At 59.2% G+C, this 25,193-nt stretch carries 22 protein-coding genes and 1 other RNA gene; 17 read left to right on the top strand and 6 right to left on the bottom strand.

Annotated elements, in window-relative coordinates; all coding sequences use genetic code 11:
* Positions 1 to 156: 156 nt before the first annotated feature.
* From H3Z84_RS10565 to H3Z84_RS10540, 6 genes are all read right to left on the bottom strand, one after another.
* The gene (locus H3Z84_RS10565) at positions 157 to 2,613 is read right to left on the bottom strand and encodes a tetratricopeptide repeat protein (protein WP_199457426.1); all 2,457 of its coding nucleotides are present in this window, start codon (positions 2,611 to 2,613) and stop codon (positions 157 to 159) included.
* Between the two features lie 46 nt (positions 2,614 to 2,659).
* Positions 2,660 to 4,030, bottom strand: coding sequence for a PEP-CTERM-box response regulator transcription factor (gene prsR, locus H3Z84_RS10560; protein WP_199457425.1), 1,371 nt, complete (start codon positions 4,028 to 4,030; stop codon positions 2,660 to 2,662).
* 97 nt (positions 4,031 to 4,127) lie between these two features.
* Positions 4,128 to 6,257: an XrtA/PEP-CTERM system histidine kinase PrsK gene (prsK, locus tag H3Z84_RS10555; RefSeq protein WP_199457424.1), complete on the bottom strand. Its 2,130-nt coding sequence runs from the start codon at positions 6,255 to 6,257 to the stop codon at positions 4,128 to 4,130.
* A 111-nt stretch (positions 6,258 to 6,368) separates the two neighbouring features.
* Positions 6,369 to 7,316, bottom strand: coding sequence for an SDR family oxidoreductase (locus H3Z84_RS10550; RefSeq protein WP_199457423.1), 948 nt, complete (start codon positions 7,314 to 7,316; stop codon positions 6,369 to 6,371).
* Positions 7,316 to 8,131 carry a lysophospholipid acyltransferase family protein gene (locus tag H3Z84_RS10545; RefSeq protein ID WP_199457422.1) on the bottom strand — a complete coding sequence of 272 codons (816 nt, stop codon included), beginning with the start codon at positions 8,129 to 8,131 and terminating at the stop codon, positions 7,316 to 7,318. Before H3Z84_RS10545 ends, H3Z84_RS10550 begins: the two co-directional genes overlap by 1 nt.
* Before the next feature lie 34 nt (positions 8,132 to 8,165).
* A complete protein-coding gene (locus tag H3Z84_RS10540) occupies positions 8,166 to 9,086 on the bottom strand; it encodes a D-hexose-6-phosphate mutarotase (protein ID WP_199457421.1) in 921 nt (306 codons plus the stop codon).
* 109 nt (positions 9,087 to 9,195) lie between these two features.
* On the opposite strand from H3Z84_RS10540, the gene H3Z84_RS10535 reads away from it, so the two are divergent.
* The 17 genes from H3Z84_RS10535 (at position 9,196) to H3Z84_RS10455 (ending at position 25,186) form a co-directional block, all read left to right on the top strand.
* Positions 9,196 to 9,957 (top strand): 2OG-Fe(II) oxygenase, encoded by a 762-nt coding sequence (locus H3Z84_RS10535; protein ID WP_199457420.1) that lies wholly within the window; start codon positions 9,196 to 9,198, stop codon positions 9,955 to 9,957.
* Between the two features lie 80 nt (positions 9,958 to 10,037).
* Positions 10,038 to 10,134, top strand: an RNA gene (gene ffs, locus H3Z84_RS10530) — signal recognition particle sRNA small type.
* Positions 10,135 to 10,329: 195 nt separating this feature from the next.
* Positions 10,330 to 11,259, top strand: coding sequence for an esterase/lipase family protein (locus tag H3Z84_RS10525; RefSeq protein ID WP_199457419.1), 930 nt, complete (start codon positions 10,330 to 10,332; stop codon positions 11,257 to 11,259).
* 51 nt (positions 11,260 to 11,310) lie between these two features.
* Positions 11,311 to 12,345 carry a lipase secretion chaperone gene (locus H3Z84_RS10520; RefSeq protein ID WP_199457418.1) on the top strand — a complete coding sequence of 345 codons (1,035 nt, stop codon included), beginning with the start codon at positions 11,311 to 11,313 and terminating at the stop codon, positions 12,343 to 12,345.
* Between the two features lie 71 nt (positions 12,346 to 12,416).
* Positions 12,417 to 14,297 (top strand): DNA polymerase III subunit gamma/tau, encoded by a 1,881-nt coding sequence (gene dnaX, locus H3Z84_RS10515; protein WP_199457417.1) that lies wholly within the window; start codon positions 12,417 to 12,419, stop codon positions 14,295 to 14,297.
* A 4-nt stretch (positions 14,298 to 14,301) separates the two neighbouring features.
* On the top strand, positions 14,302 to 14,625 hold the full coding sequence (locus tag H3Z84_RS10510) for a YbaB/EbfC family nucleoid-associated protein (protein WP_022989044.1): 324 nt from the start codon (positions 14,302 to 14,304) through the stop codon (positions 14,623 to 14,625).
* Between the two features lie 32 nt (positions 14,626 to 14,657).
* Positions 14,658 to 15,260 carry a recombination mediator RecR gene (recR, locus tag H3Z84_RS10505; protein WP_022989043.1) on the top strand — a complete coding sequence of 201 codons (603 nt, stop codon included), beginning with the start codon at positions 14,658 to 14,660 and terminating at the stop codon, positions 15,258 to 15,260.
* A 14-nt stretch (positions 15,261 to 15,274) separates the two neighbouring features.
* On the top strand, positions 15,275 to 16,426 hold the full coding sequence (locus H3Z84_RS10500) for a ribonuclease D (protein ID WP_199457416.1): 1,152 nt from the start codon (positions 15,275 to 15,277) through the stop codon (positions 16,424 to 16,426).
* Positions 16,423 to 16,716, top strand: a complete 294-nt coding sequence (locus H3Z84_RS10495; RefSeq protein ID WP_199457415.1) for a YcgL domain-containing protein — start codon at positions 16,423 to 16,425, stop codon at positions 16,714 to 16,716. Before H3Z84_RS10500 ends, H3Z84_RS10495 begins: the two co-directional genes overlap by 4 nt.
* Positions 16,713 to 17,159 (top strand): YcgN family cysteine cluster protein, encoded by a 447-nt coding sequence (locus H3Z84_RS10490; protein WP_199457414.1) that lies wholly within the window; start codon positions 16,713 to 16,715, stop codon positions 17,157 to 17,159. Before H3Z84_RS10495 ends, H3Z84_RS10490 begins: the two co-directional genes overlap by 4 nt.
* Positions 17,159 to 17,503: a hypothetical protein gene (locus H3Z84_RS10485; protein ID WP_022989039.1), complete on the top strand. Its 345-nt coding sequence runs from the start codon at positions 17,159 to 17,161 to the stop codon at positions 17,501 to 17,503. Before H3Z84_RS10490 ends, H3Z84_RS10485 begins: the two co-directional genes overlap by 1 nt.
* 31 nt (positions 17,504 to 17,534) lie before the next feature.
* Entirely contained in the window at positions 17,535 to 18,377 is an 843-nt protein-coding gene (locus tag H3Z84_RS10480) for an AAA family ATPase (protein WP_199457413.1), read from the top strand.
* A 22-nt stretch (positions 18,378 to 18,399) separates the two neighbouring features.
* Positions 18,400 to 19,578 carry a vWA domain-containing protein gene (locus H3Z84_RS10475; protein WP_058340808.1) on the top strand — a complete coding sequence of 393 codons (1,179 nt, stop codon included), beginning with the start codon at positions 18,400 to 18,402 and terminating at the stop codon, positions 19,576 to 19,578.
* Positions 19,579 to 19,958: 380 nt separating this feature from the next.
* Positions 19,959 to 21,563: a hypothetical protein gene (locus H3Z84_RS10470; protein ID WP_199457412.1), complete on the top strand. Its 1,605-nt coding sequence runs from the start codon at positions 19,959 to 19,961 to the stop codon at positions 21,561 to 21,563.
* A complete protein-coding gene (locus tag H3Z84_RS10465) occupies positions 21,560 to 24,358 on the top strand; it encodes a tetratricopeptide repeat protein (RefSeq protein ID WP_228285807.1) in 2,799 nt (932 codons plus the stop codon). The genes H3Z84_RS10470 and H3Z84_RS10465 overlap by 4 nt, the downstream gene beginning before the upstream one ends.
* Positions 24,351 to 24,839 (top strand): tetratricopeptide repeat protein, encoded by a 489-nt coding sequence (locus H3Z84_RS10460; protein WP_199457411.1) that lies wholly within the window; start codon positions 24,351 to 24,353, stop codon positions 24,837 to 24,839. The genes H3Z84_RS10465 and H3Z84_RS10460 overlap by 8 nt, the downstream gene beginning before the upstream one ends.
* Positions 24,836 to 25,186: a hypothetical protein gene (locus tag H3Z84_RS10455; RefSeq protein WP_199457410.1), complete on the top strand. Its 351-nt coding sequence runs from the start codon at positions 24,836 to 24,838 to the stop codon at positions 25,184 to 25,186. The genes H3Z84_RS10460 and H3Z84_RS10455 overlap by 4 nt, the downstream gene beginning before the upstream one ends.
* The last annotated feature ends 7 nt before the right edge of the window (positions 25,187 to 25,193 follow it).

Below are 25,193 nucleotides of genomic sequence, written 5' to 3'. Positions count from 1 at the left end.
ATCGTGCCAACCATTTAACTCTTTGAATTTCCGTTGAATTTCTCCGGCAGCCGATAGGCGTGTGTAAAAGTTTCCGACAGCGCAAAAAACAGGGCCGGTGCTTATAGCGATCCGGCCCTTCTGGTGCGTGTGGCAGAGACGTTTTGTCAGGGTTTTTTACAAAGCTTTCCTGGCATTCTCCAGGTGGTTGGTAATGTCTTCGTTGCCCGGTGCCAGTGCCAGCGCCTTTTCCAGGGTGGCAACGGCTTGCTGGTGATTGCCGGCAAGGTGCAGTACCCACCCGTAGGTGTCCAGTACAGCGGAGTTTTGGGGTGCTTGTTCGCTGGCTTTGCGGGCAAGCTCCAGTGCCCGTTCTGTGTTGCTTTCCCGCAGCAGCCAGGCAAGGTTGTTCAGGGCTGGAAGGTTGTCGGGCTGTTGCTCCAGAACATAGTCATAGTGGCTTGCGGCCAGTTCGTTCTGGTTGTTGTTCATCAGCCAGTCGGCACGGGCCAGGTTGGCGGCAACGCTACTCGGTTCCCGATCCAGCCATTGGCTGGTGAGTTCGCCCCGGGCTTCCGGGCCCTGGCTTCCGGCCAGCCGGAGCAGGGTGGGCAGGAGCGGGGTTTCGTTGCGCTCAAGCCATTGTTCATTCAGGTAAGTCCAGGCTGCTTCCGAACCGTTCTGGGTCTCCAGTATAGACGTTCTGGCCAGTACGGTTGCGGTGGTTGCCCCGAGGTTGTCTTCCACCGCCTGCAGTTCATCCAGTGCCTGCTGATGTTTGCCTTCCGCCTGGGATACCCCCACCGCCAGTAATGCCAGGCCCTGGTTGTCCGGCGCCAGGGCCACTGCTTCTGCGGCTTTGGCCCGGGCCTTTGTGTAATCTCCGGTTTGCACCGCTGCGCGGGTTTCGGCTACCAGTAACTGGCCAAGCAACCGGTTAACCGCGACGGTTTCGGCAGTCTCCTCTCCGCCTTGCAGTTCACGAACCTTTACCAGTTCTTCAATAGCCTGTTCCCGGTTGCCTGAGCGCGCCAGGATGGCGGCCAGTGCCAGCCTGGGCTGTGCCAGTTCCGGTTGTTGCTGTACCAGTTTTTTTATCCGTTCTACCGCGGCCCCTGTGTCGCCCAGCCGGCTGTCGGCCAGGCTGGCCAGCAGGACGGCCTGGGGCATATCGCCATAGCCATTAACCAGTGAGTCCCTCAGTTCCTTAGCCTCGGTCTCTTCACCGCGGGCCAGCAACACATTCATGTAAGTGCCGGTGGTGTGCCAGTCCTCCGGCTGGGCGGCGAAGGCCATTCGCAGTTGGCCCAGTGCCTGCTCGGGCTGGTTGTTGCGCAGATAGTGCTGGGCCAGGGCCAACCGCAAACGGGTGCGTTCGGGTTCTTTGCTGATGGCTTTGCTCAGGCTGGCCACGCCGTCACTTTCCTTGCCGGGCAGGCTCAGGGCCAGAATGCCGTGCATGGCAATGATTTCGTTGTCGTCCGGCCGGGCCTGCATGGCCCGTTCCAGAGTTTTCAGTGCTTCTTCCCGTTCGCCCTGATCGATTTGTGCCATGGCAGCGGCGCGCAGGAAGGGGGTGGGTGTGGTTTCAGGGTCAAGGTTCTCTGTCAGCAACCGGGCGCCTTCATCCAGCTCGCCGGTGCCGGTTTCAAGAGCCCCTAGCATCAGGGCCGCCTGCTGGTTTTCCGGGTCCAGCTTCAGCATGTCCCGGAGAATGGTTTTGGCCTGGTCGACGTTGCCTTCACGTAGCGCCGCTACCGCAGCTTCGCCTTGCTCCCGGGCACCGGAATTCTGGTTGTCGGCCAGGATTTTGTTGTAAACCTGGGCTTCGGTAATCTTGCCTTGCTCGGTCAGCACCCGGGAAAGTGCCGTCAGTACTTGTCGGCGCACCGGCAGAAAGACATCAGAGGTAGGCAGGTTGCTTGCTGCGTCGGTCAGGGTTGCGGCAGCATTTTCCAGGTCGTTCTCCCGGTACTGGGCCATGCCTTTCCAGTACTGCACCCGGGGTTCGGGCTGGTTCCTGGCCATCCAGTCATCGGCAGTGCGCACGGTTTGCGGGGTCTGGTTCAGGTCCATCTGGGTGTGCAAAACACCCTCCACTGCATCAAGGTTTGATGGGTTATTGTCAACCAGGCTGCGATACAGGGAGAGGGCTTCGGCCTTATCGCCGGCCAGGCGCAGTGCTTCTGCCCGCACCAGCGACGCCCGCAGTTGTTCCTGCGGGTTGGACGCATTGTGAAGAGCCAGGGTCTCGGTGGCTGAAAGGTGTTTGCCCTGGTTTACATAGGCTTCGGCAAGTGGAATGGCCACCTGTGAGGCATGGTCTTTCAGCCAGGGTTCCAGCAGTTCGGAGGCCTGCCGGGACGCGCCTATCTGCAGATACAGTTCAGCCAGGTGGACGATATGGCCAACGTTATCCGGTTCTGCCTGTACCGCGTTTCTTACTTCCAGCAAGGCGGACCGGTACTGGCCCTGGTCTGCGTAGGTTTCAGCCCTTGTAATATGGGACGTTGCTTCGTTGGACGTGCTCTGGTTGTTGCAGCCAGTCAGAACCGGTAACGGCAGTAGCAGGGCGCCGGCAAGTAGCAGTGTTGTGAGCCGAAGTTTTGTTCGGTTATTTGTTGTTGTGTGCACGGTATCTGCTCCTTGATAACGATAGGCAAAATAGCGGGTAAATGGGTCAGGAGGCGGGCGACTCCGCCGAGGTTTCTATCCTGTATTTGTCGGTGAGGTTGTACAGGGTGGGGCGCGTGACCCCCAGTAACCGGGACGCCTGGGACATATTGAACGAGGTGCAATGAAGAGCCTGGCGAATGGCTTGTTTCTCGGCTTGTTCCCGCACCTGCCTCAGGTTCAGCTGGTTGACCGGTTCACCCTCGCCAGTGCTTAACTGCAGGTCGCCGGCGCTTACCCGTTTGCCATCGGCCATGATGATGGCGCGCTTCACCTTGTTGATCATTTCCCGCACATTGCCCGGCCAGGCATAGCTGGTGATGGCCTGCACGGCGTCTTCGGAAAAGCTCAGGTTTTGCCGGTCCAGTTGCTTGCCCAGGCTTTTCAGTAACGACTGGGCGATTACCAGGGCGTCTCCGTCCCGCTCGCGCAGCGCGGGCACATCCAGCGTTATCTCGCTGATACGGTAATAAAGATCTTCCCGGAACTCGCCCTGGGCTATCAGTTCCTGAACGTTACGGTGGGTGGCGCATACTACGCGTACGTCCACCGGAACCGGTTTTACCGAGCCTACCCGGTCAACAACGCGCTCTTGCAGGAAGCGGAGTAGCTTCGCCTGCAGGGCCATGGGCATATCGCCTATTTCGTCCAGGAACAGGGTGCCGCCGTTGGCGCTTTCAATTTTTCCTTTCTTGGCCTGGGTGGCGCCGGTAAAGGAGCCTTTTTCAAAGCCGAACAGCTCGCTTTCCAGCAGGTTTTCAGGGATAGCAGCGCAATTGATGGCGGCAAAGGGCTGGTCTGTCCGGTGGCTCAGGTCATGCAGGGCCCGGGCCAGCAGTTCCTTACCGGTACCGGTCTCGCCGGTAATCAGGGTGGTCACGTCGGTGGGGGCGACTTTCTCTACGGTTCGGCAGATCTCCATCATTTCAGGACTGGCGGCGACAATCCCTTTTATGCTGGCGCCGTTGGTCTGGCCGATGAGTGCGCGGTTTTCCTGTTCCAGCTCTGCCAGCCGGAAGGCCCGGTTAACCACAAAGGTCAGTATGTCGGCGTCCAGGGGTTTCTGGTAAAAGTCCGAGGCGCCCATGCCGATTGCCTTTACGGCGTTTTCCTTGTCTTCCCGGCCTGTCACCACAATCACCTTGGTCATCGGGGCCAGCCGGAGGATCTCTTCCAGAAGGGCAAAGCCCTCGGAAGCGCCACCGGCATCGGGGGGCAGGCCAAGGTCCAGTGTGATTACCTGCGGTTCCATGCGGCGCAGCGCAGTCAGTGCGGAATCGCGGTCCGCCGCAACCGAAACCTCGATTTGGTCACTGAAGCACCAGCGCATCTGGCTTTGCAGTCCGGGGTCGTCCTCTACTATCAGCAGTCGCTTCACAACAACAATCAATCCTTTGTTTGTCTCTTGTTACGATTCTTAACTTAATGTTGACGGTTTGCAATGTTTGAATTTGTAAAAGTCTGCAAAACGTCAATTAGTTGACGCCTTGTTTGGGTGTGTGGTTCGTAGTGGCCGGCAAATACTTGGCGTTCTGCTGGGTAGAAGCCGCAACAGGCAGGCGCACAGAGAAGCAGGAGCCCACGCCCGGCTCACTGGTTACATCAATACTGCCCCCGAGCTCCCGGATGTATTCCCGGGCCTGGTAGGCGCCAATTCCCATGCCGGTCAGCCCCTTGGTACTGGCAAAGGGTTTGAAGAGCTGGGCGCTGATAAACTCTTCGGTCATGCCGCAGCCGGTGTCCTGGATAAACATCACAACGTTGTCCCTGGCAGGCTTGAGGTTGATGGTGATCTCGCCATCGGGCGGGGTGGCATCCTGCGCGTTCTGGATCAGGTGGCCCAGCACGTTGCGAAGCTGCTCCTTGTCGGCCCGAACCATGATGGGGGCCGGATTGCCCTTCAGGCGGGGGGCGGGGCTGCGTCGACTGTTGTGCTCGATTAATTCCTCAAGCAGCCCGGTCAGGTCCAGGCTGGTATCGGTGGCCTGGTCCGGAGTGGTATGTGGCTTCCGGATGTGGTCTACCAGGTTCGACATTTTGCGAACCGCGTGGTCTGTGGTTGCAATCATGTCGTCAATGAACGCTGGATTGTCCCGGTGTTTCGGCGCGTTCTTCACCAGCAGGGAGAGCTGGGCGATCAGGGTTTTCAGGTCATGCACCATAAACGCGGAGGCCCTGTTTAAAGCCTCGAACTGCATGGCGCGGGACAACCGGTTCTGGGCATCAGTCTGGGCCAGCAGGTTACAGGTTTGCCGGGCCACCACTTTGATCAGGTCAAAGTTTTCCCAGTTCAGCTCTACGTGAGCATAGGGCTTGCCAACCAGGGCGATCCCGTACAGTTCGTTACCAAGGTAAAGCGGTATCACCAGCCAGGCATCCGGGGTGTTCCGGATTATGTCCGGCAGCTCCATCAGGTCATACCGGACAGGGTCTTCCTGATACTCCTGAAGGTCGATAATCCATTCCTGTGCCCGGAAAAAGCGCACCAGGTCGGAATCGTCGTCAATAATAGTGTATCGGGGAGTGGCCAGGTTGGCGCTGGCCTTCATTGCATAACCGGCCTGGTCATCTTTCAGCCAGATAGCCCCGGAGTTGCTTTCCACCAGCCCGGCCAGAATTCGAATCACCCGCTCCGGCAAGGGTGGGTCGTCACTGAGGTTGGCCAGTTCCCGGGTCATTTTCAGCCACTCTTCACGATAATCGTATTTGTAGTCGAAGAAGTTCTGGCTGATAAACACCATCAGGCGGGCGCGCACCCGGCGGGACATCAGCAGGGTGACCAGGAAAGCTATGGACACGGTAATTAACAGCACCTGCAGGGCCTCGCCCCACTGGCCCCCAAAGGCCCGCACATAGTAACCGCCGACGGCCAGCAGGAGCAGGTAGCCGGCGGCCAGGATGAGGGTGCCGGCATGGAAAACGGCGGAGCGGGATAGCTGGAAGTCGACCGGTTGTTTGCGAGTGTTGATCACATTGATGGCGAACAGGGGCATCAACGCTGCATTCACAAAGCCCCGGGCATTCCAGAATGCTTCAGAAACCTTGCCGAACAAAAGCGCATCGGCGTACATGAAAAAGTCGAATGCAAACAGTGTGGCAATGCCGATACAAAGGTATTTAAGGCTGGAGCGGCCAAAGGTGGGGGAGTTCCTCCAGATTTGTTCAACCAATGAAAGCCCGAGCAAAGACAGGGCAATCTGGCCCAGCAGCATGGTTTTGCCGTTAACGATATCAACACTGAAGATAAACTCGATGGCGCCGAGGGTTATCAGTGTGACGATAAGCACAAAGGTCGCCGCACCAAGCACCTTCTTCATCTGGCCTGCCAGCCGGCCCTGCCGGAAGGCGGTTCGAAGCATGGCAAACAGCAGGAGGATCCAGGCGGTGTCGCGTAGCAGTTCCAGCAGGTAGCGGATCAGGAACCCTGGGTGGCCCCAGATATCCTGCGCCACCAGTGTGCCGGCCCAGAGGGTGGTCACGAAGGCAGCCAGAAACAGCCCGCGGTCGATATCCCGGCGCAGGTAGCGGGTGGCAACAAATACAGACAATACCGCGAATACTGCCGCGGCAGAGCCATAGCTGATCAGGCTGAGGTCCCTGAGCATCCGGTCAGTCCTTGAACCGTAGTTCTGTACTAATTTTATACAGAGTATCCCTGTTCGCTGCTTTCCGTCTATCGAAATTCCGGAAAATGGCGCCCCCGTTAACCGTTAAGGTTACACCGGGCGCTTGTTGTTGCGATAGTAGCGGAAGATCTCTTTCAGGGGGCGTTTGGGTTTGAAACCGAATTCCCTGGCAAAGTTTCGCCCGTCAATTACCACCGGATACTTGAAGAAAGCCAGCAGGTAGTGGGGGAAGCTTTTCAGGTTCAGTAACCTGGCGATGGCTTTGGGCACGATGGGCGGTACGGAAAGTATCGGTATACGCTTGCAGCCGCACATTTTCAGGGCTTGCTGGTAGGCTACCCAATCGTGGGGCGCCACGTTGAATACGCCTTTAACCGGCTTTTGCCAGGCCAGCACGATGGCATCGGCCATGTCGTCAATATGGATGAACTGCATCATCGGCGAAAAACCTGCCAGCACCGGCGCCCGTTCACTGGAGAGCAGGGCGCTCATGGTGTTGCGTACACCCGGGCCGACGATGTTGCAGGGCCGCAGAATGGTGATGTTCAGCTCCGGATACCGCCACAGGTAGATGTTGGCCAGGTTTTCCAGTTCCACGGAATCCACCAGGTCTGCGCTCAGCCCGGCACTTTTCAGGGGTGCTGCCTCGTCAATCAGCGCCGGGTTGTAGGCCATGGCGCCATACACGTGGAAGGTGGAGAGGATAATCACCCGGTTGATGCCGTATTTGTGGGAGAGGTCCAGTAGCCTCTGGGTGCCCAGTACGTTGGCGTTGTAGCGGCGCATCCGGGTCAGTTCGCTGGTCATCAGCCGGCCCAGGTGGATAACGCCGTCAAACCGGTATTGCCGGAACAGGTCCTCGAAGCCGCGTTTGTTCAGGTCGATGCAGTAGCTGGGAATGTCATCGCCCAGGTACACCTGCTGCCGGAAGTCCACCGCGACAATGTCGCAGTTATCGCGCAGGCGGTTAATGACTTGCTGGGTGAGGGCGCCGGCTGCACCGGTCACCAGGATTCTGGGCTTGCGTTGCTCAGACATCAGAACAGCCCCTCCCGCTCGCTCAGGCCTTTGTCGATCAGTTTGCGGATTTCTGTCTTGACCGTTTCAACCCGTTCGGTCACCTGTTCTTCCGGAATCTCGCTGTTGTCGAAGTACATGGGTTCGCCAAAGTTCAGGCGCACTTTCACCGGGAAGATCACCGGTAGCGCCACCGGTACGTAGGGCACGCCCAGCGCCTTGGCCAGGGGTTTGATGTTGGCAATGGCCGGAATGGTTTCTTCGCAGCCGACAACGCCCACGGGCACAATTGGGGTGTTGTATTTCATCGCCAGATGCATGAATCCGTTGCCAAAACGTTGGAGCTGGTAGCGGTCCCGGTAGAGTTTGCCGGAGCCCCGAACCCCTTCAGGGAAAACGATGACGGCTTCATCGTTCTCCAGCATTTTGGCGCAGTTGATGGGGTCGCCCAGCACAGCGCCCACATCGTTGAGCAGGTTGCCCAGCCATGGGACGGTCGGGAAGAAGCGCTCGATCATGGCTCTGGGTATGCGAGGCTGGTCCGGGCGGGAAGCCAGCGCATAGCCGATCAGCAGGCCGTCCAGGGGCAGCTGGCCGGAATGGTTGGCGATCAGCAATACCGGGCCTTCCGCTGGAACCTTTTCCACGCCGGAGGCCTCTACCCGAAAGTATTTCTCGTAGATTTGCCGGGTGAGGGTGAAGCCGTACTTAACGGCATCGTTGTTGAATCCCCAGGGGTCGTAGCCAAGGCTGCCGATGGGTTTACGAATTCGGTTCAACTGCTCTTCCAGCTCCGCCGGAACCAGTCGGGATTTCAGATAAGATGCCAGGCCCATGCCCGCTCCCTGTGTTGACGATTACTTCAGGCCGTCAGCCGCGACCAATGACAACGCCAAGCGTGTGGCTTTGGCCCTCATTTAATACCCGGTAGTCGGTGGCTGCATTGGCCGTTTCGACACACACCATTTTTTGCCAGCCAGTGCCAGGAAAGTCAGAAAGTCTTAAGGCTTTCCCGGGCCCGGGGTTCCACACTACCGTGGAATCGCTGCCAACAGATGTCAGTTTGCGTTTTCCCGCCGGGGTGACCAGAGTAAGGGGTTCGGCCGATTCGTAGATGCGATCGGTTTCACCGTCAAAATAAACCGGGCCCTCCTGTTCAAAGTAGTCCCAGTCTTTCAGGGTATCCATATATTGGCTGTGGCCCAGCCCCAGTAACCGGGTGCGGCTGATATCCGAGGTTGGCAGATAGGTGTGCAGGGCCTGGCTGAGGGCCAGCGGGTGTTTGGACAGATTGGTGGTGGTCAGGGCAATCTGGCAGCCGCGGACTGAAAAGCTGAAGGTGATCAGCGCCAGCGCGTGGCCGTCCCACTGGTCTTCAAAGTCTTCATTGGCATTCAGCGACAGGCTGATTTCCACTTCGTGGGCACTTTCCCGGACATCTTCCAGCCGCCAGAGGGCAGTGCGGGCGAAGCCATGGGCAGAGGGAGTGTGCACCCGTTTGCGGATCTCCGGCGGGTTGCGGGCCGGGTCGCCAAACCACGGCCAGCACACAGGAATGCCGCCGCGTATGGCACGGCCCGGTTCAAATCGGGCGGTATCACTCAGCCACAGCCAGTTGGTGTCGTCGTTTACGGCAAAGTGGGTGATGTGCGCGCCCTGCAGAAATACCGTAGAGCTGAATACCGGATGATGAACCTCCAGGGCTTCCAGCTGGCCAATGGTTTTCCAGCGGGTGAACGACCATTGGCCCGGGGTGACGGATGACGGCGGAGTGTGGCTGCTTTCAGGCATGGCGGGTGGTTTTTCCTTAAGTGTATCTTCTTATCAGCAGATTAAATTAAATACGGCTTGCCGGCGAGTTTGACCCTACAATAGCTGGATAATTCCGCGAGGCCCCACCATGCATTCAGACACCGACCAGGCCATTATCATTTCGTTTCCGGACCCTGTGCTGGAACGTGCTGCCGACCAGCTCGAACAGGTTGCCGGTGACGAACTGATAGGCACCGTTACCGGGGCAGATGTTCAGCCAGCGATTGATGGCTTCTGGCTGGATGAGCTGGCGGATGGTTTGAGTGAATCGGCCTGGATGGAGCTGGACCTTACCCCCCGGTTGCCGGCTGGTTTGCTGGCGGCGTTGCGCAACGAAGTAGCCATCCTGGATAAAACCGAGGCCATGAGCCGCGCCGGTATCGGCCGGGGCTCGGGCCTGGTGAAAGACCGCAGTGTGCGCCGCGACAAGATCGCCTGGCTGGATGGTTACAGTGAGCCTCAGCGTTTGTTGTTCGAGTGCCTCGAACAGATAAGGGAAGGTCTGAACCGGCGCCTGTATCTGGGGCTCAAGCGGTTTGAGGCCCATTACGCCACCTATCACCCCGGCGATTTCTATAAGCGCCACCTGGACAGCTTTCGTGGCCGTGCCTCCCGCGTGGTCAGCCTGGTGTTGTACCTGAACGAGGACTGGGGGCTGGAAGATGGCGGAGAACTGCGGGTGTTCTCTGCGGCTGATTCCGGGCAGGTGGTAGGGCAGGTGCGTCCGGAAGCAGGCAGGGCGGTGCTGTTCCTGAGCGAGCAGGTACCCCATGAGGTTCTGCCGGCAAGGCGCACCCGTTACAGCATTGCCTGCTGGTTCCGGCAGGATGAAGTGCCATTACCGCTATAGGCCGTTGTAGTCCTGAAACCCTTCTGATACTATTCGCGCCGCTTTCGGGGAAATGTACCGAAACGCCGTTATGGTGGCCCCATTGGTGCCTCCGCAACATGAAACCGTGAACCCGGTCAGGCCCGGAAGGGAGCAGCCGAAGCGGTGGATGTGTGTGCCGGGGGATTGCTGGTGGGGTCACCCCCAGATTTTCCCCTCGTTGTTCGTTCTTTCCGATTTTTCTCTATTTTCCTGTACCGCTTTGTGATCCGTGTCACAATTGAGCGTTATGTGGCCCTGTTGGCACTTATCCCTGTCTATAGTGTTTTTGGCATGCTGCCCGTTGGGTATTGTGCCGTTGCCCGAACACAACAAAGACAAAAAGGGAAACACATGAAAAGTGCCAAAACAAAAGCAGTTGTAACAGCGGGTGTACTGGCGGCAGCACTGACTGCCCAGCCGGCTTCCGCATGGTGGTTCAGCAAACAGGATACCTATACCCAGACCGAGCATCCGATTGTCCTGGTGCACGGGTTGTCAGGCTTCAATAAGCTGTTTGGCCTGGTCTCCTATTTCAACGGAGTGCCGGATGAACTGGCGGAAAGCGGGGCGGAAGTCTTTGTTCCCCAGGTGTCTGCGGCCAACTCTACCGAGATCCGTGGTGAGCAGTTGCTGGCCCAGATTGAAGAATATATCGCTGTAACCGGGGCCGAGAAGGTGCACCTGATTGGTCACAGTCATGGCGGCCCGACCATCCGCTATGTGGCGGGCGTGCGGCCAGACCTGGTGGCTTCAGTATCCAGTGTCGGTGGCGTTAACTGGGGCACCCCGCTGGCGGATACCCTGAATAACGGCAGCCTGGACGGCCTGGGAGACTGGTTCTTCGGCTTGATCGATACCTTCTCCGGTGGTGGCGGCCTGCCGCAAGACACCGCCGCTGCCATCCAGTCACTGAGCACGGAAGGCAGTATTGCCTTCAACGCAGACTTCCCGGCAGGCCTTCCTTCTTCTTATTGCGGTAATGATGGCGCACAAGTGGCCAATGGCATCCGCTACTACTCCTGGGGCGGCAATAAAGCGGTCACCAATGTTCTGGACCCGAGCGATCTGCTGCTGGGTGCCCTGACTCCCATCTTTGACGAACCCTCCGATGGCATGGTGCCATCCTGCAGCATGAAGCTTGGCAAGGTGCTGGGTGTGGATTACCGCCACAACCACCTGGATGAAGTGAACCAGGTGCTGGGGCTGGTAGGGCCGTTTGTGACGGATCCGGTTCAGCTGTACCGGCAACAGGCAAACCGTCTCAAGAATCTTGGCCTCTGACACAGCCGATAACCGAAGGCGGGCCCCAGCGGCCCGCCACGGATCGATTTTATGAACCATAAACGATTTGCTGTATTGGCTGGCCTGCCGCTTATATTCGGAGCAGTCGGCTGGTGGCTTATGCCGGGTCCCGTCAAGACGGCCCCGGAGCCAGTCTCATCGGTAGTAGAGCAGGAGCATCAGAAACCGGCAGCTACTGCTGGTTCAACGGGTTCCGCGCTGGTGCCCGGTAATGTGAATCATCCTGCCTTACCCCGTGATGACCGCGTTTCTGACATTGAAGTGGACGGACAGGTGCGCCTTGATATGAATGGCAACCTGGTGCTGGACCGCCAGCTGCGCCGTTACCTGGATTTCTTTATCGGGCTGACGGGGGGCGCCTCCCATTACGAAACCCTGAAGGCCCGCCTGGCGTCTGAACTCAAGGCACAGGATTTACCTCCGGAGATTCAGCGACAGGTTCTTGCCATTCTCGACGACTACCTGTCTTACCGGAAAGCTGCCGAAGCGATGGCCAGTAACGAGCACCACAGCGTTGACGACGTTCGCCAGCCCCTGGGCCAGATTCATGACCTGCGCCGGGAGCATCTCGACCCGGATGTGGCGGAAGGCTTTTTTGGTGAAGAAGAGCGCCGGTTGCAGGTGATGCTCGACCGCCAGAAGATTCTCAGCGACGAAAGCCTGACAGCTTCCGAGCGTGACCGCGCCCTGGCGCAGCTGGACCAGCTGTTGCCGGAGCATTCCGTTGAACTCCGGCGCCGGTCCCGAACCGTGGTCGAAACAGCCATGCAGGTTCAGCAACTGCGGGAGCAGGGTGCTTCGGAAGCCGAAGTGCGGGAGTTGCGTTTGCAGGCCTATGGTGCGGAAGCTACCGAACGCCTGGCAAAGCTCGACCAACAGCGGAATCAGTGGCAGAACCGGCTGGGTGAATACCGGCAGCAAAAGGCCCTGATCGATAATAACGAAGGCCTGGCTCCGGCCGACCGGCAGGCGGCGGTGGAAGCCCTGCGGGAACGGATCTTCACCGAAGAGCATGAACGTCGGCGAATTCGCGCCCTGGAGCGCACGGCCGGCATGGATTCATAGCCACGTCATCCTTCTTCTGAAACCGGGTCCATGCTAGAGTTAAGCGCATTTTTCACAGCAGTTGACGGAACATGAGCTATCAGGTTTTAGCCCGGAAATGGCGCCCCCGTACGTTTGAAGACATGGTTGGGCAGGAACACGTGCTGCAGGCACTTGTTCACGCACTGGAACACCAGCGCCTGCACCATGCGTATCTGTTCACCGGTACCCGGGGTGTGGGTAAAACCACCATTGGCCGCCTGCTGGCCCGGTGCCTTAACTGTGAAACCGGCATTACCCCGAACCCTTGCGGCGAATGTGACAGCTGCAAGGAAATTCTGGAAGGCCGGTTTGTCGATCTTATCGAAATTGACGCCGCATCCCGCACCGGCGTGGATGACATGCGCGAACTGACCGATAACGTTCAGTACGCCCCCAGTCGTGGCCGCTTCAAGGTGTACCTCATCGACGAGGTGCACATGCTCACTAACCAGTCCTTCAACGCGTTTCTGAAAACTCTGGAAGAGCCGCCGGAGCACGTGAAGTTCCTGCTGGCTACCACCGATCCCCAGAAACTGCCGGTTACCGTGTTGTCCCGCTGTTTGCAGTTCAACCTCAAACGGATGACGCCGGAACACATTGTCGGCCACCTGAAACACGTGCTGACAGAAGAAACCATTCCTTTTGAAGAGCCGGCCCTGTGGCTGCTGGCCCGGGCAGCCGATGGCAGTATGCGGGATGCCCTGAGCCTGACCGACCAGGCCATCGCCTTCGGCAACGAGAACCTCAGTGCCAGCGATGTCAGTACTATGCTGGGTACCATCGACCAGCGGGACATCGAACGGATAGTCAGTACCCTGGTAGAGCGGGATGGCCCCGGGTTGCTGGCGGAAATCAGCCGGATTTCGGAATTTGCGCCGGATTACGGGGTCATCCTGGCAGACCTGCTTTCCCTGTTCCATCGCGTGACCATGGAGCAGGTAGTGCCGGGCAGTGCCGATAATGCGCTGGGTGATGCCGCCCAGGTGCAGGCGCTGGCCAGGCAGCTGAGTGCCGAAGATGCCCAACTGTTCTACCAGACCGCCCTGATCGGCCGCAAAGACCTCGCGGTAACGCCAGACGCCCGCATGGGTTTTGAAATGACCATGCTGCGCATGCTCGCGTTCCGGCCAGGGGCTGACCGTCGTGAGCCGCCAGCAGTGACTTCCGGTAACACGGAAAACACCGGCCGCGCCGAACCGGAGCCTGACCCTGGCCCGGTATCGCCCCCGGTAGCGGAACATCCGCAACCTGAGCCGCCGCCCGTAGCGCCATCACCGCAACCGGAGCCGGAACCTGCGCCCGCGCCCGCACCGGAGCCTGCGGCAGAAGCTATGCCGGAACCACCGGTTATGGATACCCCGCCCTGGGAGGATGAGCCGGAACCCCCGTATTATGATGAGGTGGCGCCGGAGCCAATGGTAGCGCAGGAGCCGGTCAGCGAACCGGAACCCCGTAGCCCGCAGCCTGTCGAAACACCGGAGGCTGTAATCGAGCCGGATCCGGAGCCCGAAGCCGTAGCGCCGGCCGAACCGGTTAACCCGGACGGTTTTGTCTGGGAACGTGACTACCGGCAGCTGGAAATCACCGGCATGCCCGGCAACCTGGCCAGCTACAGCGCCATGGCCATGGACGGGCAAACCGTTGTGCTTACCCTGGATGAAGGCCATGCCCGGCTGCTGAACGCGCGACACGAAGAAAAAATTGTGGCGGCCTTGAGATCCTACTTTGGCGACGCCACACAGTTAAAGATAGAGCAGGGCATTCCCGGGCCCCATACTCCGGCGGCGTTTGAAGAGCGCCAGCGGGTCGCCCGGCAGAAAGCCGCAGAAGCTGCCATCCGGCAAGATCCGGTGGTGCAGAGCATCGTTGAACGATTTGAAGGACGGGTGGTAGAAGAATCCATCCGCCCCGCAGAGACAGGCAGGAGATAAGCAGATGATGAACAATATGGGCGACCTTATGAAAAAGGCCCAGCAGATGCAGGAGCAGATGCAGAAGGCCCAGGAAGAAATCGCCAAGGCGGAAGTGACCGGAGAATCCGGCGCCGGGCTGGTGAAAGTCACCATGAACGGTCGACACGACGTTAAAAAGGTAGAGATCGATCCTTCCTTGCTGTCCGAAGACAAGGAAATCCTGGAGGACCTGCTGGCCGCAGCGGTGAATGATGCCGTTCGCCGGGTAGAGGCGAACCAGAAGGATAAAATGTCCGGCATGATGTCTGGCATGGGCATGCCGCCCGGCTTCAAGATGCCGTTCTGACGCCAGCCTGCCATCGGAATTGAGGAGTATTCATGGCGTTCAGCCCCCTGGTTGATGAATTGGTGGAATCACTCCGGTGTTTACCCGGAGTAGGCCAGAAAACCGCCCAGCGTATGGCCTTTCACCTGCTGGAACGGGGTCGTTCCGGCGGCACCCGGCTGGCCGGCGCTCTGAGCCAGGCCATGGACGGTGTGCGCCGCTGCGACAGTTGCCAGAACTTTTCCGATACCGACATCTGCCAGATCTGCGAAAAGCCCGAACGCCGCACCGGTACCCTGTGTGTGGTGGAGAGCCCGTCAGATCTGCTGGCTATCGAGCAGGCCGGTGACTACCGTGGCAGCTACTTTGTGTTGATGGGACACTTGTCGCCCATCGATGGCGTTGGCCCGGAAGAAATCGGCATTGAACGTTTGCTCCGGCGGGTGCGCGAAGAAGGCGTTACCGAGCTGATACTGGCCACCAACCCCACGGTGGAAGGCGAAGCCACAGCCCACTATATTGCCGACCGACTGGATGGCCAGAATATCCTCATTACCCGGCTGGCCCACGGTATTCCGGTGGGTGGCGAGCTGGGTTACGTTGACGGTTTTACCCTCACACACGCCTTCCGGGGCCGTAAACCCCTTTCCGAATAACTCCAGGTTTTCCTATGACAGATAGCCCATTGGCCGCACCGGTTCCCCCGGCCCCCGAGACTGTCCGCTGGCTCAGCAGCCCGGCGGAGCTTGATCAGTGGCTGGAGCAGCTGGCGCCCGGCGCGCCGGTGGCGCTGGATACTGAATTTGAACGGGTCTCCACCTTTTACCCCATCCCCGGCCTGGTGCAACTGGGCGGGCAAGGGGAGTACTGGCTGATTGACCCGGACATAGCCGAAGGCTCGGCAGGGTTTCGTAATATGTTGGCAGATCCGGCTCGCCCGAAGCTGCTCTATGCCATGAGCGAAGACCTGGAACTGTTTCGCCACTGGCTGAACGTGGCACCGGCCGGGCTGCTGGACCTGCAGATTGGCGCCGCCATGGCCGGTGCCGGGTTCTCGCTCGGTTACGCGAAGCTGGTGGAAACCCTGTTCGGAGAAGCCCTCGACAAATCCGTTACCCGCTCAGACTGGGTGTCCCGCCCGCTGTCGCCGGAGCAACAGCGGTACGCTATAGACGACATCCGTTTTCTGGAGCCCCTGTACAACTGGGTGATTGAAAAGCTGAAGCAGCGGAATCTGGAACAGGCCCTGGCCGAGGAATCCCAGCGCTTTGCCGATGAAGCCGCAGGCCAGGAAGATCCGGAGCAGCATTACCTGAAACTGCGCGGTGGCTGGACCCTCACCCGGGAGCAACAGGCCGTTTTGCGGTTGTTGGTGGCCTGGCGAGAGCGGGAATGCCAGAAGGTCGACCGCCCCCGAAACCGGGTGCTGAGCGATGGCCTGCTGATTGCCATCGCCGAACGCCTGCCGGGTTCACGGAGAACGCTGAATGACATCCAGGGCGTTCCCGGCGGTATCGTAAAACGCTATGGCGAGCACCTGCTGGAACTTGTCCGCGAAGGTCGGGAAGCCGATAATGCCAACCTCGAGCCAATCCCCCGGCCCCTGAGCCGGGACCAGCAAGCTGTCTATAAAAAGGTAAAGCGTTGCTTTAACAAGGCGGCGGAAGATCATGATATTCCGATAGAACTTCTGGCTCCCAGGAAGCGTATCGAGAAGGTGTTGCAAGACGGCGCCCTGGCCGGAAACGAATTTTTTCAAGGCTGGCGAGGCGAATTGCTGAAGCCGGTAGAAACAGACATCGAGGAACTTCTCAGACCATGACAGACCGTGAATTCGTTTCGGTGTTTCGCAGCAGCAAGAAGATGGACACCTATATCTACGTACGCCGCGGCCAGGTTTGGGACGATCTGCCGGAAGCATTGCGGAGCATCTTCGGCAAACCGGTCCATTCGATGGACCTGCTGCTAACACCGGACAAGAAACTTGCCCGCACGACCGGGAAAGAAGTCCTTGAAGCTATCCACGATAAATCCTTCTTCCTCCAGATGCCGGAAGAGCAGGAAACCTATATCGTCGATTTCAAGCGCAAGATCGAGCAGCGTCAAAGATGATTGCCGAGATTCCCTTCTGGCAGCGCAAGCGCCTGGATGAAATGACGCCGGCCGAATGGGAATCCCTGTGCGATGGCTGCGGCCTGTGCTGCCTGCAGAAGCTGGAAGATGAAGACACCGGCGAGGTGTACCATACCGACCTCGCGTGCCGGTATATGGACCTGGAAACCTGCCGCTGCACGGTTTACAGCGAGCGCCTGAAAAAGGTACCGGCGTGCACGGTGCTGACGCCGGATACGGTGAACGAGTACCACTGGATGCCGCAAACCTGCGCTTATCGCACCCTGGCAGAAGGCCGGCCGCTGGCAGACTGGCACCCCCTGCGAAGCGGCGATCCGGATTCCGTGCACAGGGCCGGTGTTTCAGTACGGGGCAAGGTGGTTTCTGAAGACGCCGTTGCCGAACAAGACTGGGAAGAACATATCATTCACTGGATTTTGTAATGATCGATACTGACGCCTCACTGGCATACGGGATTTTCTGGGCGGCCTACGCCGTTGCGTTTGTCGTGTTTTTCTACATGATGAAAGCGCTGTTCCGCCTGCTGCCACTATACGGGCTGCGCACCTTGCTGCTGGCAGCACTGGTTGTGTTGCTGCTGACCCCCGTGGAATCACCGGAAGTGGCAGGCTGGTACATCCCGGCCTGGCTGTTTGCCGGCTACGAGCTGATTCTTGGTGACATCAGCGCGGCCGGTTCCGCCATATTCAACTTCACCGTGGCATCGCTGGTGATGCTGCTGGTGTGGATACTGGATCTCGTTCGCTACCGCCTGGTACGCAAATAATTTTCATAGAAACCAAACAGGACACAGCCCCATGAAATTTACCGGTACCGAAAAATACGTAGCCACCGATGACCTGCAGATGGCTGTTAACGCAGCGATCGCGCTTCAGCGCCCGTTGCTGATCAAAGGCGAGCCCGGCACCGGCAAAACCCTGCTGGCGGAAGAAATGGCGGCGGCCCTGGGCATGCGCCTGATTCCCTGGCACATCAAGTCCACCACCAAGGCCCAGCAGGGCCTGTACGAGTACGACGCGGTCTCCCGCCTGCGGGATTCCCAGCTGGGCGATGAGAAGGTCAAAGACATTCGTAACTACATCGTCAAAGGCAAGCTGTGGGAAGCCTTTGAGGCCGACGACCAGGTGGTGCTGCTGATCGACGAAATCGACAAGGCCGACATCGAATTCCCGAACGACCTGCTGCTGGAACTCGACCGGATGGAGTTCTTCGTTTACGAAACCCAGGAGTTCGTCAAAGCGAAGAAACGCCCGATTGTGGTTATCACCAGTAACAACGAAAAAGAACTGCCAGACGCCTTCCTGCGCCGTTGCTTCTTCCACTACATCAGCTTCCCGGACCACGACACCATGCAAGACATCGTGGACGTGCATTTCCCTGGGCTGCAGCAGCAAGTGGTGCGGGACGCGCTGGAAGTGTTCTTTGACGTGCGCAAGGTGCCGGGCCTGAAGAAAAAACCGTCTACCTCCGAGCTGATCGACTGGCTGAAGCTGCTGATGGCCGATGAACTGTCTGCCAAGGCACTGCAGGAAAAAGACAGCAGCTCGGCACTGCCGCCGCTGTACGGCGCGCTGGTGAAGAACGAGCAAGACGTACACCTGCTGCAGAAGCTGGCGTTCATGGCGCGCCGCCGCAACTGATCTCTGGCAAGAGTTTCGCTTTATGTTGATCGACTTTTTTCTCGAAGTGCGCCGGGCCAAGGTTCCGGCCAGCCTGCGGGAATTCCTGGACCTGCTGGAAGCCCTCCAGCAGCGCCTGGCCTTTGCTGATATGGAAGAGTTCTACTACCTGGCACGAGTGTGCCTGGTGAAAGACGAGCGCCATTTCGACAAGTTCGACCGGGCGTTCAAGGCGTATTTCGAAGGCATCGAAAACCTGGATGATCTGCTCGAGGCACTGATTCCGGACGACTGGCTGCGGGCCGAGTTCGAGAAGCATTTGTCCGAGGAAGAGAAGGCGAAAATCGAATCCCTGGGTGGCCTCGAGGAGCTCATCGAAACCTTCAAGAAACGCATGGAAGAGCAGAAAGAGCGCCATGCCGGTGGCAACAAGTGGATTGGAACGGGCGGCACCTCGCCATTCGGCGCCAACGGCTACAACCCCGAAGGTTTCCGCATCGGCCAGAAAGACGGTCGTCAGGGCAGGGCGGTTAAGGTCTGGGAAAAACGCGAATTCAAAGACCTGGACGACAGCATCACCCTGGGCATTCGCAACATCAAGGTGGCCCTGCGCCGGTTACGTAAATTTGCTCGACAGGGGGCGGCCGATCAACTGGATATGGATGACACCATCCGCTCCACCGCCCGTAACGCCGGTTACCTCGACCTGAAGATGGTTCCGGAGCGGCATAATGCCGTTAAAGTGCTGATTTTCTTCGATGTGGGTGGTTCCATGGACCCGCACATCCGGGTCTGCGAGGAGCTGTTCTCGGCGGCGCGGCTGGAATTCAAGCACATGGAGTATTTCTACTTTCACAACTTCGTGTACGAGAGTGTGTGGAAGAACAATATTCGCCGCATGAATGAAACCAGTAGCACCTGGGACATCCTTCACAAGTACACGCCGGACTACAAAGTGATCTTTGTGGGCGATGCCACCATGGCACCCTATGAGATTACCCACCCGGGCGGCTCCATCGAGCACTGGAACGAAGAAGCCGGTGCCACATGGATGCAGCGGATTACCGAGCACTTCAACAAGGTGGTCTGGCTGAATCCGCTACCGGAGAGCTATTGGGGTACCGGAGGGTCGCTGGGGATTACCCGGCAGCTGGTGGAAGACCACATGTACCCGCTTACCATTGAAGGCCTGGAATCGGCCATGAAGCAGCTGAGCAAATAAAAAAAGCCGATGCGCGGTTAACGTATCGGCAAAAGCTCGGCATATTCAAGCGGGGGTTGCCCATTCAGCGCTCCCGCCCCTTCCGTTAAAGCAAGTCAGGGGCCAACCCTTTCCCTTCTGAAGCAAGATCAATAAGTTAACCGGAAAATCGCTGTCTGGTTACTCCCTCTGGCCCCGTCATCTGTCAAATAAACCGACACTTTTGCCGTCTGACCCAAAATGCCATTTGGTGAATTGGATACCGTTCTTGGTTTGTAGCCGGTGTTACTCTTCCTTTCGAATTGTTACACAGCAGGATCAGCATGTTCGGCAGACAAAAATCACAACAGTGCCGGATACCCCCACGGAGCAGGGGGCTTTGGATATCCGGTCTTCCTGTTATGTTGATGATTGCAGCCATGGCCCAGGCCAGTGCTGCGGCCATCGACAACGCCATCAGTGGCCTGGAGGCTGAGGTCTCACGCCATGCTGCCAGCGTGCACACCCTTGAGAAACAGCTGCGCAAGACCATCGATACCCGCGTTGCGGTATCCCTCTCCCTCGCCAACCCGGAAGCACTGGACCTGGATTCTGTCGAACTGTTCCTGAATGGCCGGCCGGTTGGTAATCACCTCTTTACCCTTTCCGAGAGGGAATCCCTTGAAGCCGGCCGCAGCTACCCCCTGTTTACTGGCTATATGGCGGATGGCAATCATCAGCTGACCGCCGTTATCAATGCCAGGGCGGTGAACAAGCGGTTTGTCCGTCGTGAGGTGGTACACCCGTTCCGCAAAGTGTCGGGTGCGATGCAGCTGCAGATGAGCATCGACGCGACCGGGCCGGATTACGAGCCCCGGGTTAGCCTGGACAAACAGCCCTGGGCCGGGGCGGCGACCTCTGAAGCCGGGAATGCTGCAATTGCCCGGCCCAACCGGCAAAAGGAATTACTGCAGGATGCCGAGCAGGCCCGGCAGCAGGGCAGGCTCGATAAGGCCGGTCAGATTCTGGCCGGGATGAAGGAAGGTTACCTGGCCGCAGTGGGTTACATGAACCTGGCGGCTGACTTTGCCGAGACCGACCTTGATCCGTCCCGGGCGCTGGTTGCCCTGCGGGTGGCTATGTCGATGGCGGCCCATGATACCGAGTCGGCACGCAGCCGTGATCTACTCGACCAGCTGCATCTGCGCGCCGGTTACCTGGCCCTGAATAACGAGGAATACGACAAGGCGTTGGGGTTTCTGGAAAAGGTCTCGCTGGACAGTTACCACGCTCCGAGGGCGCTTTACCTGCATGGCCTCGCTCTTTCCGGCAAGGAAAACCACCGGGGCGCCATGCAGAGCTGGCACCGGGCCAAGAAATTCCCCCTGGCGTTTCCCGGTGTGGCGGAAGCCTGGATTGGTATGGGGCGTGGCTACGACATTGCGGGATATCCCGGCCAGGCCGGGGAGTCCTGGCTGGCCGCCAACGTGGCCTTTGAAGGCGAGCGGACAACCCTTTCCAGGCTGGCAGATGGCATCAAAAGCGATGGCGCCTATAAAACCCTGGTAACCGATGCCCGCGGCCCGCAGACCGAGTGGTTCCTTTCGGACAGCCGAACCCTGACCCAGCCACGCATGGCCTATTTGCTTCGTTTCCTGGAAAAAGCCGACACCCAGATCGCGGTACGCCGGGTAGCCGGGCTGGACGAGATGTCGGCAATACTTGAAGAGAACCGGCACAACCTTGAAGTATTTGCGCAGGTTATCGAACACCACGGTGGCATGAACGATCTGTTGGTAGCAGCCCGGGAACTGGCCACCACTGGCCGGGCGCTTGGCCAGCAGGTTCTTCAAACCCGGCAGCAGGCGTCCGGCCAACTGGACGAACTGGCCCTGGGCTTTGTGGCCAACGAAGACCGGCGCATGGAACACGCCATAGACAGAACCGAACAACAAGTGGCGCACCTGTACGAATACCTGGCACTGGAAAAACTGGCCTATGAAGCCAGCGGGGAGAGCCCCCAATGACGCTAATGACCCCGATGGCCCCAACGAAAACCACCGCCCGGGTGAAGTTACGCACCTGCTTGCTGATGGCAGCGCTGGTATCGGCACCGGCTCTGGGCCAGGAATCCTTCCGGGTGGAGCTTGGTCGCGACGGCGAAACCCTGGGTGATATGCGCCCGGTGTTCCTGAAATTCGAAAGCCGGCCATTACCGGCCATTTCGCCTGCCGAAGTTGCTCGCCGCTACCAGAAGCTGTTCGAGAGTTCTGACGAACCGGAAGTGCGCATCGATGCCCTCAACCGCCTGAACAACATCCGTGATCGCTCCGGCCAGGAGGTGGGTTTTTCCGCCGAACAGGAGGCGGGTATCTACGAGGAAGTGCTGGAGAGCTATGAAGACATCCTGGCCAGGGGGTCCTTCTCCGGCCGGCTGGATGAACTGCTGTACCAGATGGCGAAAGCCCACGCGCTGACCGGCCAGCACCGGCAGTCCATCGACCGGCTTGAGCAGCTGATCGGCCTGTATCCGAAATCTCCGCTGGTGCCGGAAGCCCGGTTCCGGGTTGCTGAAGCCGACTTTTCCGCCGGTCGTTACCGGGAGGCCGAAGCGGGGTATCGCCAACTGCTTGATGGCGATGGTAAACAGGATATCGCCTCAAAAGCCCGCTACATGATGGGCTGGAGCCAGTTCAAGCAGGGGGCAGGCGCCTGGGATCGCTCGGTGGAATCGTTCATGGCGTTACTGGATCAGCACTTGCCGGAGCCCGAACGGCTGAATTCACCGCCGGCCGAGAGCCGGGACATGATCGAAGACAGCTTCCGTATTCTGGCCGTGATGGCGGCCCGCTCCGATAACGCGCGATCACTGGACCGCTGGCTTGCCGGGCGAAACCCGGCGCCCTGGGTTCCCATTCTCTATGACCGGCTGGCGGATCTGCATGCCCATGAGGGCCGCTACCAGCAGGCGGTGGCGGTCAATGAAGCCTTTGCGGCAGCCTATCCGGACAACGCTGCAGCATCGGATATGCTGGCTCAGAGCGTTGAATTCTGGCAGATGGCCGGAGATGCCGGGGCCGCCAGAGTCGCACGTTCCGATTATGTTGCGCGCTTCGCTTCGGATGCGCGTTATACCGCCCTGAACGGCAACCAGAAGGCAAACTGGCGCGATTACAGCCGGTTCCTGGCCGACTATCACTACGCCGGCAAGCGCTGGAGCCGGTCGGCTGATTATTACGAATCCCTGGCGTTGCGAGCCGATAACACCGGCGAAATCCTGCACCTGGCCGGCGATGCAAGATTGCAGATGGGGCGCCTTGACCAGGCCCTGGCGAATTTCGAGAAAGCGGCCTACACGTATTCCCATGACCGCTCAGCGGAATCTGCCTGGGCGGCGATCAGCATTCTGCGGGGCAGGCTGGGCAACCGCTCCGAACCTGTTAACGGGGCACTGGCTAGCCTGAGTTCCGCCGAACAACGCTACACCAATGCTTTCGGGCCGGATGCCAGGCTGTCCGCTTTACGTGCCGATCTCGCCAACCGCTGGCTTGAAGCCGGTGACGGCCAGCAGGCGCTTCTGTATGCCCGCGCCACGCTGGACTGGTCGGAAGCAAGCGCTCGGGAACAGTACGCCGCCTGGCTGGTTACGGCCCGGGTACGGCAGGGTGATGGCGACTATCCGCAGGCGGAGGCAGCCTGGCGCCAGGCGCTGCAACTGGTGCAGGCAACTCCGGAGGTGGCCGAGGCCCGGGATGATAAGCAGAAAATCCAGAACCAGTTGGCCACCGCAATATACCGGCAAGCAGAAACCGCCGCGGGCGCTGGTAAGACAGCACTGGCCGTTGCCAATTTCCAGCGAGTGGAAACCATCCTCCCTGGCTCGGAAATCGCCATCAAGGCCCGCTTCGATGCTGCCAACACCCTGCTGAAGGCTGCAGACTGGCAAACCGCCATTAATGAATTGCGCCGGTTCCGCCTCGATTTTCCTGAAGATGCCCTTACTGCTGAAACCAGTGAAAAGCTGGTCTACGCCTATCAACAATCCGGTCAGCCGGTGAAAGCCGCGGGCGAACTCATGGCCGCTGCCGGTTCTGCGCCGGAGCCCTGGCCCATAAAATTGCGTGCCGCAGCGCTGTACCACGAGGCGGGTGCTGAGCCGGAACGTAACGATCTTTACCAGCAGTGGCTGGCCGTTGCGCCTGAGCCCACCGATGCGAGGGATCACCTGCAGCAGCAGAGTATGCGTCAGCGCCTGATTGAGTCCGGCATCGATGTTTCGAATCAGCAGAACACCCTGCTGGCCCGGGAAGACGCCAGTGAGTGGCACTCGGAAGAGACCCTGCAATGGGCCGCAGATGCTGCGTTGGCGCTGGGCTCCGGTGCTGCTGAACGTTTCGCAGCCATTGCGTTGACTGCGCCCCTCGAAACCACCCTCGCCAGAAAGCAGCAAGCCATGGAGCAGGCGCAAACCTACCTGCTGCAAGCGGAGTCCTTTGCCGGTGAGGACGTGCAGTCCGAAGTCTTGTACCGGCGGGCAGAGCTCTACCGAACCCTGGCCAGTGACCTGATGGCATCAGAGGTGCCGGCCGAACTGAACGATATGGAAACCATGCAATACCAGATGCTGCTGGAGGAAGAAGCCTTCCCGCTGGAAGAACGGGCCATGGCACTGCATGCCCGTAACCATCAGCGCATTACCGGGCAGGGCTATGACCAGTGGATCGCTCGCAGCCTGGAAGCGCTGGCAGGTATGCATCCGGGCCGTTACCAGAGGGAACTGCGATGGATGAGCTGGAACATGGAGGGTAACGACGATGCCTGAGTTCAGTCTTCGCTGCCGTACGGTCGGTGCACTGATCGGACTGGTTATGCTGGCGGGGTGTGCTTCTACCGGGCCTGTCTCCAAACAAGCGGAACCGGAGCCTATACGTTCGCCGGAGCAGGCCCGGGAACTGTCCCGGCAGGGCATGCTCGCGCACCAGCAAGGCCAGACGTCGGTGGCCATTGAAGCACTGCAAAAAGCCGTGGCGCTGGACCCGACCGACGCCGCGGCGGCCAACAACCTGGCCCTGCTGCTGAAGCAGCAAAACCGGTTTGAAGAAGCCGCCGGCGTGCTCAAAACCGCCATTCAGCGCAGCCCGGATGTGGCTGACCTCCATTACAACCTGGCCGTTATTTCAGAAATTTACCTGCTCCATCTTTCCGCTGCGCTTAACCATTACCAGCGCTACACCGAGTTGGCCGCGGAGGAAGACAAGGCCGTCACCGGCTGGATGGCCGACCTTCAGAGGAGATTGCAATGAGCCCGGTGATTCGTGCTGTCGCAACCGCCCTGATGCTGGTTTTTGCCCCTGCTGCGTTGGCGCAAAGTGCCGACACAACCGAGGCCGAATCGCCGGAGCGGCCTGGCTTTGAGGTGGCCGGAATTTCCGCCAGTGGCGGCGAAGACGACCCCCGGGTGCTCTACATTTTGCCCTGGCAGGCACCCAGCCTGCCGCGCCGGCCCCGGGCCGAACTGAACCGGGAAGCGCCGGAACTGGATCAACCGCTTTCAACCCGGACGCTGGAAAGCCATCGCCAGTTCCGGCAGACCCTGAACCCGCTGGTGTTGCAGCCCTTAACCGCAGCACCCGGCCAGACCCAACCGTGACACAGCA

It is taken from the genome of Marinobacter sp. bablab_jr003, from assembly GCF_016464245.1.
Taxonomy (GTDB): Bacteria; Pseudomonadota; Gammaproteobacteria; order Pseudomonadales; family Oleiphilaceae; genus Marinobacter; species Marinobacter vinifirmus.
The sequence above is the reverse complement of the archived record's forward strand: the minus strand, read 5'-3'. Positions and strand labels throughout refer to the sequence as shown.